At 66.9% G+C, this 14,301-nt stretch carries 12 protein-coding genes; all 12 read right to left on the bottom strand.

All coding sequences use genetic code 11. The annotated features are described in order from the left end of the window. Positions 1–23: 23 nt before the first annotated feature. Positions 24–476, bottom strand: coding sequence for a hemerythrin domain-containing protein (locus tag GH664_RS20440; protein WP_153169964.1), 453 nt, complete (start codon positions 474–476; stop codon positions 24–26). 179 nt (positions 477–655) lie between these two features. After that, positions 656–1,732 (bottom strand): chemotaxis response regulator protein-glutamate methylesterase, encoded by a 1,077-nt coding sequence (locus tag GH664_RS20435; RefSeq protein WP_153169963.1) that lies wholly within the window; start codon positions 1,730–1,732, stop codon positions 656–658. Then, positions 1,729–2,610, bottom strand: a complete 882-nt coding sequence (locus GH664_RS20430) for a protein-glutamate O-methyltransferase CheR (protein ID WP_153169962.1) — start codon at positions 2,608–2,610, stop codon at positions 1,729–1,731. The genes GH664_RS20435 and GH664_RS20430 overlap by 4 nt, the downstream gene beginning before the upstream one ends. A gap of 15 nt (positions 2,611–2,625) precedes the next feature. Further along, complete coding sequence (locus GH664_RS20425) at positions 2,626–3,216, bottom strand: chemotaxis protein CheD (protein WP_153169961.1); 591 nt, start codon at positions 3,214–3,216, stop codon at positions 2,626–2,628. A 45-nt stretch (positions 3,217–3,261) separates the two neighbouring features. Beyond that, positions 3,262–5,997 carry a nitrate- and nitrite sensing domain-containing protein gene (locus GH664_RS20420; protein ID WP_153169960.1) on the bottom strand — a complete coding sequence of 912 codons (2,736 nt, stop codon included), beginning with the start codon at positions 5,995–5,997 and terminating at the stop codon, positions 3,262–3,264. A gap of 54 nt (positions 5,998–6,051) precedes the next feature. After that, positions 6,052–6,585, bottom strand: a complete 534-nt coding sequence (locus GH664_RS20415; protein WP_153169959.1) for a chemotaxis protein CheW — start codon at positions 6,583–6,585, stop codon at positions 6,052–6,054. 28 nt (positions 6,586–6,613) lie between these two features. Then, positions 6,614–9,085: a methyl-accepting chemotaxis protein gene (locus GH664_RS20410; protein ID WP_153169958.1), complete on the bottom strand. Its 2,472-nt coding sequence runs from the start codon at positions 9,083–9,085 to the stop codon at positions 6,614–6,616. A gap of 73 nt (positions 9,086–9,158) precedes the next feature. After that, complete coding sequence (locus GH664_RS20405; protein WP_153169957.1) at positions 9,159–11,357, bottom strand: chemotaxis protein CheA; 2,199 nt, start codon at positions 11,355–11,357, stop codon at positions 9,159–9,161. A 15-nt stretch (positions 11,358–11,372) separates the two neighbouring features. Beyond that, positions 11,373–11,690 carry a lipid asymmetry maintenance protein MlaB gene (locus GH664_RS20400; RefSeq protein WP_153169956.1) on the bottom strand — a complete coding sequence of 106 codons (318 nt, stop codon included), beginning with the start codon at positions 11,688–11,690 and terminating at the stop codon, positions 11,373–11,375. Positions 11,691–11,698: 8 nt separating this feature from the next. Continuing rightward, complete coding sequence (locus tag GH664_RS20395) at positions 11,699–12,973, bottom strand: methyl-accepting chemotaxis protein (protein ID WP_153169955.1); 1,275 nt, start codon at positions 12,971–12,973, stop codon at positions 11,699–11,701. Positions 12,974–12,975: 2 nt separating this feature from the next. Beyond that, entirely contained in the window at positions 12,976–13,341 is a 366-nt protein-coding gene (locus GH664_RS20390; RefSeq protein WP_153169954.1) for a response regulator, read from the bottom strand. A 382-nt stretch (positions 13,342–13,723) separates the two neighbouring features. Beyond that, complete coding sequence (locus GH664_RS20385) at positions 13,724–14,077, bottom strand: hemerythrin domain-containing protein (protein WP_153169953.1); 354 nt, start codon at positions 14,075–14,077, stop codon at positions 13,724–13,726. Between the last annotated feature and the right edge of the window lie 224 nt (positions 14,078–14,301).

The following is a 14,301-nucleotide window of genomic DNA, read 5'->3' as shown; positions in this document are numbered from 1 at the left end:
GCCGTCGAGGCGGGGGCTGCGCCTCATTCGTCGCCCGATGCCTGCGGCTTCTTGCGCCGCAGCACGAGCGGGGAACCATCGTGCGCACGCTTGACCATCCAGTTCGCCAGCGCCGAATCCATGTAGTCGGCGTGACCGGGGAACCAATCCACCAGCGCGCGCGCAAGGTCGCGGCCCACCTCGACGTTGCCGGCGGCCACCAGCTCCTTCACCTCGAGGCAAGACGCCATCACCTTGTCGTGCTCCTCGACGTGGCAGTCGCGCGCGGGAAAGCCGTCGGCGCTCATCCACTCCTTTTCCTGGTCGAAGTGGCGCGTGGCGTGGTCGATGAAAGCGTCCAGCGCGGCAGGAAACTGCTCATCGCTCACGGTCAGCATCGCGTCGACGCATTCGACGAATTCCCGATGCGTGTCGTCCATGGCGGCATAGCCGAGCAGGTAGTGGTCGTCCCACTCGAATTCAGGCGTCTGACTCATCTTGATGTTCCATTAATTTCAATCACTTCAGCGCAGAACGCGCAGTCTCCACGCGCGTATCCTGCGCTCGTCAGGGCAGGATTGTGCCGCAGGACGGCAGGAGGAAAACAGCAAAATCTCGAAAAAAATCGCGCGGGGCGAGCACGCCGGGTTGGCCGCCCCCTGTCCTTGAAGGCGGTTCAGGACGCCTTCATGATCGCCGCCGGAATCCTGTCCAGCGGCAGCACGCAGTCGGCGGCACCGAGGCGGATCGCCTCCTTCGGCATGCCGAACACCACGCAGGTGGATTCGTCCTCGGCGACCGTGCTCGCGCCGGCGTCGTGCATCTCCTTCAAGCCGCGCGCGCCGTCGTCGCCCATGCCGGTCATGATCACGCCGATCGCATTGCGACCGGCAAACTTCGCGCAGGAGCGGAACAGCACGTCCACGGACGGGCGATGGCGGTTGATCAAGGGGCCGTCGACGACTTCCACGGTGTATTGCGCGCCGCTGCGCGCCAGCATCATGTGCTTGCCGCCGGGCGCGATCAGCGCCCGCCCCGGCATCACGCGGTCGCCGTGGCGCGCCTCGCGCACCTCGAGCGCACACAGGGCATTGAGACGCTCGGCGAACATCGCGGTGAAGCGTTCCGGCATGTGCTGCACGATGACGATGCCCGGGCACACCGCCGGCAGCCGGGTCAGTACCGCCTCCAGCGCCTGGGTGCCGCCGGTCGAGGTGCCGATGGCGACGATGCGCTCGGTGGTGCGGACCATGTTCGCGCCGCTGCCCAACCCGGCGCTGATCACCGCGTCGGCGCTGAGCTTGGGCGCGGGGGGCTGCGGCGCGGTGCGCGGCACCAGCCGGCTGGCGTTCGCCCGCGCCGCTGCGCGCACCGCCTGCGCGACATCGTTGGCGCTGTCCTCGAGGAACTGCTTCACCCCCATCTTGGGCTTGGTGATGATGGAAGCCGCCCCCGCAGCCAGGGCCTGCATCGTCGCCGCGGCACCCGCCTCGGCAAGCGAGGAGCAGATCACCACCGGCGTCGGGCGCTCGGCCATGATCTTCTTCAGGAAGGTCAGGCCATCCATGCGCGGCATCTCGATGTCGAGCACGACGACATCGGGCCAGTCGCGCGCCATGTGGGTCATTGCGAACAACGGATCGGACGCGGCGCCGACCACCTCGATGTCGGGCTCGCGCTCCAGCGTCTGGCGCACCGTCTGCCGCACGACGGCGGAATCGTCGACGATGAGGACCTTGATCCGGCGCGTCATCGCGCCACCCCGCCATGCAGCGACGCCGCCCCGCTCGCCCGGCCGCCATGCTGGCGCAAATGCTGGCGATGCGGCGGACGGGCATACAGCGTGGGCCGCAGCGGCGCCAGATCGTCGGTGATGCCGCTGAGCGTCTCGGAATGGCCGACGATGAAGGTGCCGTCCTCGCGCAGGTGCGGGAGCATGTTGCCCACCACCTTGCGCTTGGTCTCGTTGTCGAAGTAGATCATCACGTTGCGCAGGAAGATCACGTCGAACTGCCCCAGTTCGCGGGTCTCGGGCGCAACGAGGTTGATGTGGCGGAAGTCGACGCGCTGGCGCAACTGCGGCGACACGAGGAAATTGCCTTCCTGGCTGCGCACACCCTTCAGGCAGTATTTCTTCAGCAGTTCCGGCGGGATGCCACGGCCGCGCTCCATCGGGTACAGCCCGGCGCGCGCGCGTTCGAGCACCGTCAGGCTGATGTCGGAAGCGACCACCTCCCAGTTGGCCGACAGCCCCAGCGTTTCGGCCAGCACCATGGCGATGGTGTAGGGCTCCTCGCCGCTCGACGAGGCCCCGCTCCACACGCGGAAGCTGCGGCCGCGCCGGCTGGCCGCGAGCTCCTGCAGGTAGTCGAAATGCGCCGCCTCGCGGAAGAAATAGGTTTCGTTGGTGGTCAGCAGATCGACCATCAATTGCAGCTCTTCGGCGTGCTGGCCGCTAGACACCAGCCGGTAATACTCGCCGAAGCTCCCCAGGCCGTGATGGCGCAGGCGGCGCGACAGCCGGCCGACGACCAGCGGCTTCTTGGTGTCGGCCATGCTGATGCCCGCCAGGCGGTGGATCAGCTTGCGGAACAGCGCGAATTCCTCGTCGGAGAGGACTGTCGTTTCCATGTGTTTGAACCTGCCTCAGAACAGTTCGACGCTGGACTTGGGCGGACGCCGCTGCAGCGATTCGGCATAGGCGAGCTCGGCCTCCACCGCTTCGCGCGCGCTCGCCATCGTGCTCGACATGCGGCGACACCACGCGTCTCCCGTGGCCGGCACGAACAGCAGCTTCCGCGAGCAGGCACCGAGAAAATCGGCAGCCACCAGCTCGATGCCCTCGCGCGCCAGCCAATCGCGCGCGAACTCGGCATTGCGCGCGCCGATCCCCGAGGCGGCAATGCCGCTGACGATGGTGCCGCCGCCAAAAGCCTTCGCCTTGAGGCGGTGGCGTGCCCCGCCGCGGTTGAGGATGCCGTTGAGCAGCACCTCCATCGCGTAGTCGCCCGACAGCAGCGTGTCGACGTCGGCGCTGCCATCACGCCGGCGCATGTTGGGCAGCATGAAGTGGTTCATGCCGCCCACGCCCACCGCCGGGTCGTACAGGCAGACCGCGACGCAGGAGCCGAGCAGCGTGGAGAGCGGCCGCTGCATCTCCACCGCCCATTCGCCCGGGGCAATGCCGTGCGACATGCGCTCGATCTCCTGCGGCTTGAGTGCGTTCCATTCGATCATGTTGGCTCCGGCTGCAGGCTCAACGAGCGGCGTTGGCGCAGCGCCTTACCACGCGCCCGCGTAGCGGCGCGCGCGTGCGGCATCGACACCGCCTGCGACGGTGAAGAAGCCCATCAGCTCCTGCAGTTGCCCGGCCTGCCCGCCCAGCTCCTCGGCGGTGGCCGCCAGCTCTTCCGAGGCCGACGCGTTCTGCTGCGTCGCCTTGTTCAACTGGCCCATCGCGTTGTTGATCTGCCCCACCCCCGCCGTCTGCTCATGGCTCGCCGAGGCGATCTCCTGCACCAGGTCCGAGGTCTTGTTGATCGACGGCACGATCTCGTCGAGCAGCCTGCCCGCGCGCTCGGCCAACTGCACCGAGTTGCCCGCCAGCTCCCCGATCTCCTGCGCCGCCACCTGGCTGCGCTCGGCCAGCTTCCTCACCTCCGCCGCCACCACCGCGAACCCCTTGCCGTGCTCGCCCGCACGCGCCGCCTCGATCGCCGCGTTGAGCGCCAGCAGGTTCGTCTGGTACGCAATGTCGTCGATGATGCCGATCTTGCCCGCGATGTTCTTCATCGCAGCCACCGTCGACTTCACCGCCGCGCCGCCCTCGCCCGCCTCGCTCGACGCCTTCGTCGCCATCGAGTCGGTGATCTTCGCGTTCTCCGAGTTCTGGTTGATCGACGCGCTCATCTGCTCGATCGACGCCGAGGTCTCTTCCACGCTCGCCGCCTGCTCCGAGGACGACTGCGACAGGCTCTGCGCGGTGGCCGACACCTGCCCCGCCGCATTGGTCAGCGCGTCGGCCGCGCCGCGCACCTGCTCGATGATCTCGGCCAGCTTGTCCAGCGACTCATTGACCGCGCCCTGCAGCACCCGGAAGTCGCCCGCGTAGTCGTCGGTGATCTTCTGCGTCAGGTCCCCGCCCGACAGCGCCACCATCACCCGCTTCACTTCGTTGATCGGACCGATCACCGCGTCCAGCGTCGCATTGACCCCTTCGACGATGCAACGGAAGTCGCCCTGGTGGCGGCTCGCGTCCGCACGCGTCTCCAGCCGGCCTTCCACCGCCGCCCGCGCCAGCATGTTCGCGTCCTCGATCAGCGCCTTGATGTTGGCCCGCACCTGCTCCACCGTGTCGTTGATGAAGCGCTTCTTGCCCGGGAACTGCTCGATCGGCGCGTCCATGTTGCCCCGACCGAACTCCCCGAAGCACGCCATCGCCTTCTTCTTCACCGCAATGTGACCGAACACCATCCCATTGACCCCGTGCGCCATCGTCGCGTACGCGCCCGCAAAGCGCCCCTCGTCGATGCGCACGTCGATGTCGCCCAGGTCATGCTGCTCCGACATGTGCCGCATGTCCGCGATCAGACCCGACAGCGCATCGATGCAGGTGTTCAGGTTGTTCTTCACCGCATTGAAATCACCGTTGTAGTTGTCCGTGATCTTCGGCGGAATGTCCCCGCGCGCGATCCGGTCCACATACTGTGCCGCCACGTTCAGCGGCCCGATCACCGCGTCCAGCGTGTCGTTCACACCCTGCACGATGCGCTGGTAATCCCCCTGGTGGCGCGATGCGTCCGCCCGCGTGCCCAGGCGTCCTTCGACCGCCGCCTGCGACAGCAGCGCCGCGTCGTCGATCATGGCGTGCAAGTTGGCCTGCACCTCGGCGAGCGCCGATTCGATCTCGCCCAGCTCGTTGAGGTTGCGCACCTCGATCTTCTCGTCCAGCCGGCCCAGCGCGATGCGATGCGCCGTCTCGGCGTTGCGCCGCAGGCCGCGCAGCAGGCCGGTGACCTGCAGGCCGAAGACGACGGCCGCCAGCAGCACGGCGAGCGTCATCACCACCGCGATGACGAACTGCCTGGCAGCCGCGTCGTGGCGGGCGTCCGCATGTGCCATCAGCTCGCCGGCGATGCGGTCCTCTTCGCCTTTCAGCAGATCGATCTTGCGCGTGATGGTGTTGAACCAGGTCGCCGGCTCGATGCCGAAACCGCCGGTTTCCATGCGCTCCAGCGCGACCCCGCGCATGCGCGCGGTCTCGCGGCCGTGCTCGCTGTCGAGCACCGCCTGCAGCGCATCGGTCCAGGCCTTGGGGGCCATCGAGCGGAAGTTGGACAGGTAGGTGTCCTGTGCGGTGAGGATGGTGATGATGCGACGGCGCAGGCTCACGTCGGCGGGCCCGTCCGAGGCGAACAGGCCGTTGACCGACGCGCGCTCGCGCCCGGCCTGCTCCTTGGCCAGCACGAACATCAGGTATGCCGACATGCCGCGCGAGAGCTGCACGTCCTCGGCGGCGTTGGCGGCGATCTCCACCGCGGCGACCAGGCCTTCGATGGTGCCGGTGTAGTAAGCGAAGGAGTCCGTGCCGCTCAGGCCGAAGCTGGTGATCCTGCCGCGCGTACCCTGCAGCTCGCCCAGCCGCTGCTGCGCCGCCGACACCGCCTTCAGGATGGCGTCGCCCAGCACGGCCGGGTCGGCCGTCACCAGCCACGCATCCAGCGCCTCGCGCGCCTTGTCGGTGCTCGCCTGCTGCTGTGCCAGCTCTGGCGTGAAGCGGGCGCCGCGCGAACCGATGTAGCCCGCCGACAGCCCGCGCTCCTTCTGCAGCTCGTGCACCACGCCGTTGATGCGAACCGACAGCGCGGCGTATTGCGTGCCGCGGGCCATCGCCTCGCTGGCGTGCCACTGCGTCATCACATCGCGAACGGCGTAGAGCAGCACCGCCGCGATGACCAGCGCAAAGAGTAGGAACAGGCGCAGGCGGATCGACCGCCAGCCGTAGGTTTGTGTGCTCATTTCATGAATTCCAGAGATCGCGAACGACCCACTCCGCCGCAAGGCGGAGCCGGGTCACTGGTCGTCGTTGCCGGTGTCGTGGCTCATGCCCGCGAGCATGGTCATCTCCTCGGTCGACAGCACCCGCTCGACATTGAGGATGATGACGAAGTCACCATTCACCTTGCCCATGCCCTGGATGAAGTCGGCCCGGATGCGGGCACCGAAGCTGGGCGGCGGCTCGATGTCGCCGCGCGGGATCTCCAGCACCTCGTTGACCGCATCGACGATGACGCCCAGGTCCTGCCGGTCCTCGCCGCTGCCGAGCTCGACGATCACGATGCAGGTGCGCCGCGATACCGCCGACGTGCGGCCGCCGAAGCGGGCCGACAGGTCGATCACCGGCACGACCGCGCCGCGCAGGTTGATCACCCCGCGGATGAAGGCCGGCATCATCGGGATCTCGGTGATGCTGCCGAACTCGATGATTTCCTTGACGTTGAGGATGCCGAGCGCGAAGACCTCGCCACCCAGGCTGAAAGTGAGATATTGCTGAGGGCTGTCATCGACGACAGCCTGGGGTCTGGTCTGTGCCACCATCTGGCTCATGGCCTTGCTCCTGCGTGTCGGTGCCGGGTCAGAATTTCTCGAAGTCGCTCTCGGTGAAGCTCACCGGCTTGCTGCGGTTGGCGCGAAGCGCCGCTTTCGCCGGCTTGTGCAGCGGGGTGACCACCTCCGCTGCCGGACGGCGGGCCTGCGCAGGCACCTGCACCGGGCGCGCGAAATGCGCGCCGCCTGCGACGGTGAAGAAGCCCATCAGCTCCTGCAGTTGTCCGGCCTGCCCGCCCAGTTCCTCGGCGGTGGCCGCCAGTTCTTCCGAGGCCGACGCGTTCTGCTGCGTCGCCTTGTTCAACTGGCCCATCGCGTTGTTGATCTGCCCCACCCCCGCCGTCTGCTCATGGCTCGCCGAGGCGATCTCCTGCACCAGGTCCGAGGTCTTGTTGATCGACGGCACGATCTCGTCGAGCAGCCTGCCCGCGCGCTCGGCCAACTGCACCGAGTTGCCCGCCAGCTCCCCGATCTCCTGCGCCGCCACCTGGCTGCGCTCGGCCAGCTTCCTCACCTCCGCCGCCACCACCGCGAACCCCTTGCCGTGCTCGCCCGCACGCGCCGCCTCGATCGCCGCGTTGAGCGCCAGCAGGTTCGTCTGGTACGCAATGTCGTCGATGATGCCGATCTTGCCCGCGATGTTCTTCATCGCAGCCACCGTCGACTTCACCGCCGCGCCGCCCTCGCCCGCCTCGCTCGACGCCTTCGTCGCCATCGAGTCGGTGATCTTCGCGTTCTCCGAGTTCTGGTTGATCGACGCGCTCATCTGCTCGATCGACGCCGAGGTCTCTTCCACGCTCGCCGCCTGCTCCGAGGACGACTGCGACAGGCTCTGCGCGGTGGCCGACACCTGCCCCGCCGCATTGGTCAGCGCGTCGGCCGCGCCGCGCACCTGCTCGATGATCTCGGCCAGCTTGTCCAGCGACTCATTGACCGCGCCCTGCAGCACCCGGAAGTCGCCCGCGTAGTCGTCGGTGATCTTCTGCGTCAGGTCCCCGCCCGACAGCGCCACCATCACCCGCTTCACTTCGTTGATCGGACCGATCACCGCGTCCAGCGTCGCATTGACCCCTTCGACGATGCAACGGAAGTCGCCCTGGTGGCGGCTCGCGTCCGCACGCGTCTCCAGCCGGCCTTCCACCGCCGCCCGCGCCAGCATGTTCGCGTCCTCGATCAGCGCCTTGATGTTGGCCCGCACCTGCTCCACCGTGTCGTTGATGAAGCGCTTCTTGCCCGGGAACTGCTCGATCGGCGCGTCCATGTTGCCCCGACCGAACTCCCCGAAGCACGCCATCGCCTTCTTCTTCACCGCAATGTGACCGAACACCATCCCATTGACCCCGTGCGCCATCGTCGCGTACGCGCCCGCAAAGCGCCCCTCGTCGATGCGCACGTCGATGTCGCCCAGGTCATGCTGCTCCGACATGTGCCGCATGTCCGCGATCAGACCCGACAGCGCATCGATGCAGGTGTTCAGGTTGTTCTTCACCGCATTGAAATCACCGTTGTAGTTGTCCGTGATCTTCGGCGGAATGTCCCCGCGCGCGATCCGGTCCACATACTGCGCCGCCACGTTCAGCGGCCCGATCACCGCGTCCAGCGTGTCGTTCACGCCCTGCACGATCTTGCGGAAGTCTCCCTCGTGACGGCTGGCATCGGCACGGGTGGCCAATTTCCCCGCCACGGCCGCTTCGGACAGCAGGGCCGCGTCGGCAATCATCGTCTTCACGCTGCCTTGCACGCCGGCAACTGCACGCACGACTTGGCCCACTTCATCCCTGGCGTCGGACTTGAGATCGAAACTGAAATCGCCTTTCGCCATTTTCCCGGCAGCTTCGAGCACTTCGCCGACCGGACGCGTGATCGAACGCGTGATGAAGATCGCAAAGCCGATCCCGGCGACGAGTGCGGCGGCGGCCAGCGCGAGCACCATCCTGACGCCATCGTTGGCCTGCTTTTCTGCTGCCTGTCCGGTCTCCTGCACCCGGCCGGTCTGGTAATCGATGAACTTGTTGATTGCATCCCGGTAAGGGACGAAGGCCGCTCGGTACTGCGGGAAGAACTCGGCGGCGCGGTCAAAGGCGCGCTGATCGATCAGCGTCTCCAGATTGTGCTGCACGCTCACGAACCCCTGCCGTGCAGCCTTGACACTCTCGAGCAGTTGAGCGCCTTCTTTCGCAAAGCTCATGCCGCTCAGCTTTTCAATGTCCTTGGCAATCTTCTGCCGTTCGCTCTCGGTCTTTTCCCGAAAGCCTCGCAGTGCGGCGTCGTTCTGCAGCGCCGGGATCATCATGTTCCGGTGCTGTATGCCTATCTCGCTGAGCGCATCGATCATGTCGTTGGCGACTGCGACCTTCACGGCCCTGTCCGTGACGAGATGGTTGATGCTGCCCTGCAGCGCCTCCAGTCGCAGACTGCCCACGACAGCAGTGACGACCAATAACGCAAGCACGATGGCAAAGGCGATACCAAGCCGGATGCCGATTCTGAGGTTCTTCATGATGAACTCCGGGTCGCTCGGACCAAGGAAGTGAGGTAGCGGTTCGTGGTAGCAGGTCGGGCAGGGCGCGGCTTCAGGTCGCCGCCGCGGCAAGGAGGGCTCCTTCGGCGCGCTGCGCCTCGCGCGACGCACAGCGCTGCACCAGCGCCTGCACGTCGAGGATCAGTGCCACTTCACCACTACCGAGGATGGTCGAGCCGCCGATGCCACGGATGTTGCGGAAGAGGTTGCCGAGCGGCTTGATGACGGTCTGGAACTCGCCCATCAACTGGTCGACGACGATCCCGGACTTGATGCCGGCATACTGCACGACGACGACGTTCTGGCGCGCCGGCGGCTCGCCCACCATGCCGAACAAATGGCGCAGGCGCACCAGCGGCAGCACTTCACCGCGCAAATTGACGTAGTCGCGGACGCTGCCGTCTGCGCCAAGCTCGATGCACTCGACCACGCTGTCGAGCGGAATCACATAGGCGGCATTGCCCACGCCGACGAGGAAACCGTCGATGATGGCCAGGGTCAGCGGCAGCCGGATCGCGAAACGCGAGCCCTTGCCCGGCTCGGAGCTGACATCGACGCTGCCACGCAGGCCCTGGATATTGCGCCGCACCACGTCCATGCCGACGCCGCGGCCCGAGATGTTGGTGACCTTCTCGGCCGTGGAAAAGCCCGGCTCGAAGATCAGGGTGTATACCTCGGCGTCGGACAGCGCCTGGCCCGGCTGGACCAGGCCGCGCTCGACGGCCTTGGCCAGGATGCGCTCGCGGTTCAGGCCGGCGCCGTCGTCGGCCACCTCGATGACGATGCTGCCCGAGTCGTGGAAGGCGTTGAGTTCGAGCCGGCCGCGCGCCGCCTTGCCACTGGCCTCGCGCGCCGACGGCAGCTCCAGCCCATGGTCCATGGCGTTGCGCACCAGGTGCATCAACGGGTCGCCGATCTTTTCCACCATGGATTTGTCGAGCTCGGTGTCGCCACCGCTGATGCTCAGTTCGATCTCCTTGCCCATCTCGCGCGAGGTGTCGCGCACCACGCGGTGGAAGCGATTGAAGGTCTCGCCGATCTGCACCATGCGCAACTGCAGGGCAGCGTCGCGGATGCTTTCCACCAGGCGGCCGGTGAGCGAAGTCGCCTCGATGAGTTCGCCCACCCCCGTCCTGCCGGCCAGCAGGTTGACGCTGGCACCTGCGATCACGAGTTCGCCGACGAGGTCGATGAGACGGTCGAGCTTGTCGGCCTGGATGCGGATCAGGCGTGCTTCGGCGGCCTTCTTCTCGGTCACCTGCTTCTGCCGGGCGACGGCCGCGTCGACGAGTTCGGCCTGCACCACCTTGCGCTCGACGAGGATCTCGCCGATGGGCTGGGATGTCACCGCCGGCGCCTCGCCGGATTCCCCGCCGCCCGCAGGCACGGCCGTCTGCTGGCGCAGGCCGTCTTCCAGTTCGTCCTGCGTGAGGGCGCCGATCCTGACGAGGATCTCCCCCAGGCGCATGCTGTCTTCGGGCAGCGTATTGATCAGCGCGATGTAGTCGCTCAGACGGCTGTGCGGCGGCAGGATGTTGAGCGTGCAGTCGTCGCGCACGAAGTCGAACACGCGCTCGATGGCCGCCTTGTCGGCGCCGGAGGCGAAGCTGATCTCGAAGCCGAGATAGCAGGTCTCCGGATCCATGTCGGCCGCCTCGGGCATCGCATCGGCGATGGTTTCCAGATGCACGATGCGGCCGATGCTGCCGAGATAGCGCAGGAAGGACAGCGGATCCATGCCGTTGCGCAGCACGTCGGCGCCGAAACGGACCGAGATGTGCCAGCAGTCGCTCTCGACCGCGCCGCCGCCGCTGGCCTCGAGCAGCACCGGCGGCACGCTGGGCAGGCCGGCGCCGCCCTCGTTCGACAGCCAGTCGCGTTGCAGGTGCGCGAGCAGCGCATCGCCGTCGGCGGCCAGTTCCGCGTCGGGACCGGCCGCGCCCGACTCGAGCACGCCGAGCAGGTTGCCGATGTGGTCGGCGCAACCGAGCAGCAGCGCGATGAGGTCGGCATCGGCATTGATCGCATGCTCGCGCAAGCGATCCAGCACGTTCTCGACCACATGCGTGAACGCCACGATGTAGCTGCATTCGATCACGCCCGCGCCGCCCTTGATGGTGTGCGCGCTGCGGAAGATCGCGTTGAGCGTGTCGTCGTCGCCCGGGGAGTTCTCGAGCTGCAGCAGCGCGGACTCGAGCGCGGCGATCTGCTCGCGGCTCTCGGTGACGAAGACGGAGGTGATTTCGTCCATGAAGGGGCTTCCGGATCAGGCGCCGTGCGCCGGGATCAGCAGCGGATCGCCGAAGTCGGCCGCCACGTTGTAGAACTCGATGAGCTCGCGCACCGCCTCGCCGTGAGCGACGATGCGCGCCTCCTTGCCGAGCCGCCGTGCCTCGCGCTTCACCAGCATCAGCAACTGGAAGCCCGCGGTGTCGATCTCGGCCACGCCCGACAGGTCGATGTCGAGCTGTTCGGGAGCGGCGGCGAGCGCGTCGATGAACTGCTGCTTCTGCGCGGCGGCGTGATAGATCGTGAGGTCCTCGCCGATGGCGACCCTGTGGGGTTTCTTCTTGCGTGCGGGCATGGTGGGCCTCAGAAGAGTTCGATCCGTGCGCCCGCGTTGCCCGCAGCCACGGCACCCGGCCGGCCGACTGCGTCGTGGTGCGTCGCGCGCTGCTGCTCCATCACGTAGCGCGCATAGATCTCATCGAGGTGCTGGGCCATCGGCGTGTAGGCAGCGTCCGGCTGGTCGCCGTGCTCCAGGCGCGCGGCGAGGATGCCGAGGTGCTCGTCGAGGCGGCGCAGGGCATCGCCGGTGTGTTCGATCTGCTGCCGGGTGACATCCTGGAACTGGACGCTGGCGAGCGCGTCCATGAACATCGCGGCCAGTTCCTCGCTGCTGGCGCGCACCGTCTCCATCGCGCTCGACTGCGTGTGCAGGATGTCCTCGTAGCTGCGGCCGAGCTCGGCCAACTGCTCGGCGAACTGTCCCAGCGCCGCACGCTCCGTCTCGAGGTCGGTGGTGGAGAGCTTCTGCTGCAACTGCGTCTCGATCGTCGAGGCCACGCCGAGGATGCCCTGGTTGATCGACAGCACCGCCTTCTCGGTTTCAGCGGACAGCTTGCGTACCTCGTCGGCCACCACCGCGAAGCCGCGCCCCGCCTCGCCCGCGCGTGCCGCCTCGATGGCGGCATTGAGCGCCAGCAGGTTGGTCTGCGCAGCGATGTCCTTGATCAGCTTGGTGAGCGACTCCAGCGAACGGGCCTCGGCGACAACCTGCGCCACCCGCTCCTCGTCGGCGAGCGCCTCGCGGATGCGGGAGTCGATGTAGCCCTGCATCTCGCCGATGATCTGCTGGTTGCGCGCGATCCGCGCCTCGGAATCGTGCGCCATCTCGGCCTGCTCATCCGAGCGCGCGGCAACGAAGGCGTTGAGCCGGCCAACCACGCTGTCGATGGTCTGCAGCCGCTCGCTGATGTCGAAGGCGGCCTTCTCGGTCTGCTCGACGACGCTCTCCAACTGCTTGCGCATCACCTCGTTGTACGCGGGGACCTCGCGCAATTCGCGCGCGACCTCGCCGGCCACGACGCTCTCCTGTTCGCTGTGGCTCGCCAGCTCCGCCAGGCGCACGCGCTGGCCGAAGCTCGGGTCGCGGAACACCGCGAGAGACACAAGGCTGATGCCGACGTAGGCGGCGATCACCAGCAGCACCGAGCCGATGGCGTTGCCGAAAGGTTGCGACACCCCCAGCATCGGCAACAGCGTGCCGTTGAACCATTCATTGAGCGCAAACACGCTGACGCCGGCGCCGACCGCAATGGCCGCCAACATCATCAGCGAGCGTCGCTGGAAGACCTTGGAGTCCATGATCAGCGGATGACCAGCTTGATGGTGTTGAGCAACTCCTCGGCAGAGGCCGGCTTGACGATCCAGCCCGACGCGCCGGCGGCCTTGGCCTCGGCCTTCTTCGACTGTTGCGACTCGGTGGTGAGGAAGAGGATCGGCAGGAAGCGATAGGCGGGCAGCTTGCGCACTTCCTTGATGAAGTCGATGCCGTTCATGCCGGGCATGTTCAGGTCGGTGATCAGCAGATCGACCTTGATCCCGGCCTGGAACGTCTTCAACGCATCGAGCGCGCTCGGCGCCTTCTCGACCGCATAGCCAGCCTTGGTGAGGACGCCCGAGATCGACAGGAGGATCGTGGCCGAGTCATCGACGAGGAAGATCGTTTTCATGATTGCGTTGAGCGGTTGCCAGAGAGGGGATGAACGGAAAAAGTTGCCGCATGAAACCAGATGCCAACGGTCACAGATTTGACCGTCGTCTAGCCTTGCCCACTTGCTCAGGGGTGTTCGCGGCGTTGCGTGACGTTTGCCACACCCGTGCCTTGGAGCGTCTGGATTGGGTATCGGCGCGGCCGCCAGGATCTGTAGCCCCATCCTGGGGCGCAGGGTGCCCTGATGGCGCCAAGGCTGCGCGGGGATGGGCGCGAAAAGTGCGCGGCGCGCGCGAAGGATGCGCAGTGCTGCGCCGCGGCGGCAGGAACCGCCACCGGAAGAAGGCCCGCGAAGCCCGCGGCGCCCTGGAGGAAAGCTCAGTCCCGGGTCACGAGGAGGATCACGGCGCCGCTTGCAACAGGCCTTCGATGATGGGGAAGAGCTCTCTCTCCTCGAAGCGCACGTGGTCGATCAGTGCCTGCCCCGTCTCGGCTTCGCGTTCGCCTCGTGCCGCATCGGCAAACAGCCCCCTCAGCGCCGCATGCTCGCGGAGCAGTCGCTCGGCAAGCGCAGCCTCGCCCCGCTCGCGCAACAAGGGGACGAACCTTGCTTCCTCTTCAGCGAAATGCGCGGCAAGCGCATCCTGCTCCGCACCCAGAACCGCGCTCGCACCGCCTTCCAGCAGCCTGCGGCCGACGCGCAGCGCGGTGTGATGTTCCCGTGAAAGCTGGGCGAGACGAGGATCGCGTTTCATGACGTTCACCGTGGTGCGGATTGCAGTTGCGCCGCCTGCAGGCGCCCGATGGAGCCGATTGTTGCCGCTGGAGACACGCCGCACGAATCGCATGGGCATCGAGTAGGGGACGGGGTCACCCCCGTCGCCCTCTCACACCACCGTACGTGCGGTTCCGCATACGGCGGTTCATGAAAGACACTGGAGCCGTCGCGTCGTATCGAGCAGCGACACCAGACCCAAAC

Origin of the sequence: Thauera sp. 2A1 (assembly GCF_009469595.2) — a bacterium.
Lineage (GTDB): Bacteria > Pseudomonadota > Gammaproteobacteria > Burkholderiales > Rhodocyclaceae > Thauera.
This window is presented reverse-complemented; position numbering and strand designations above follow the sequence as displayed.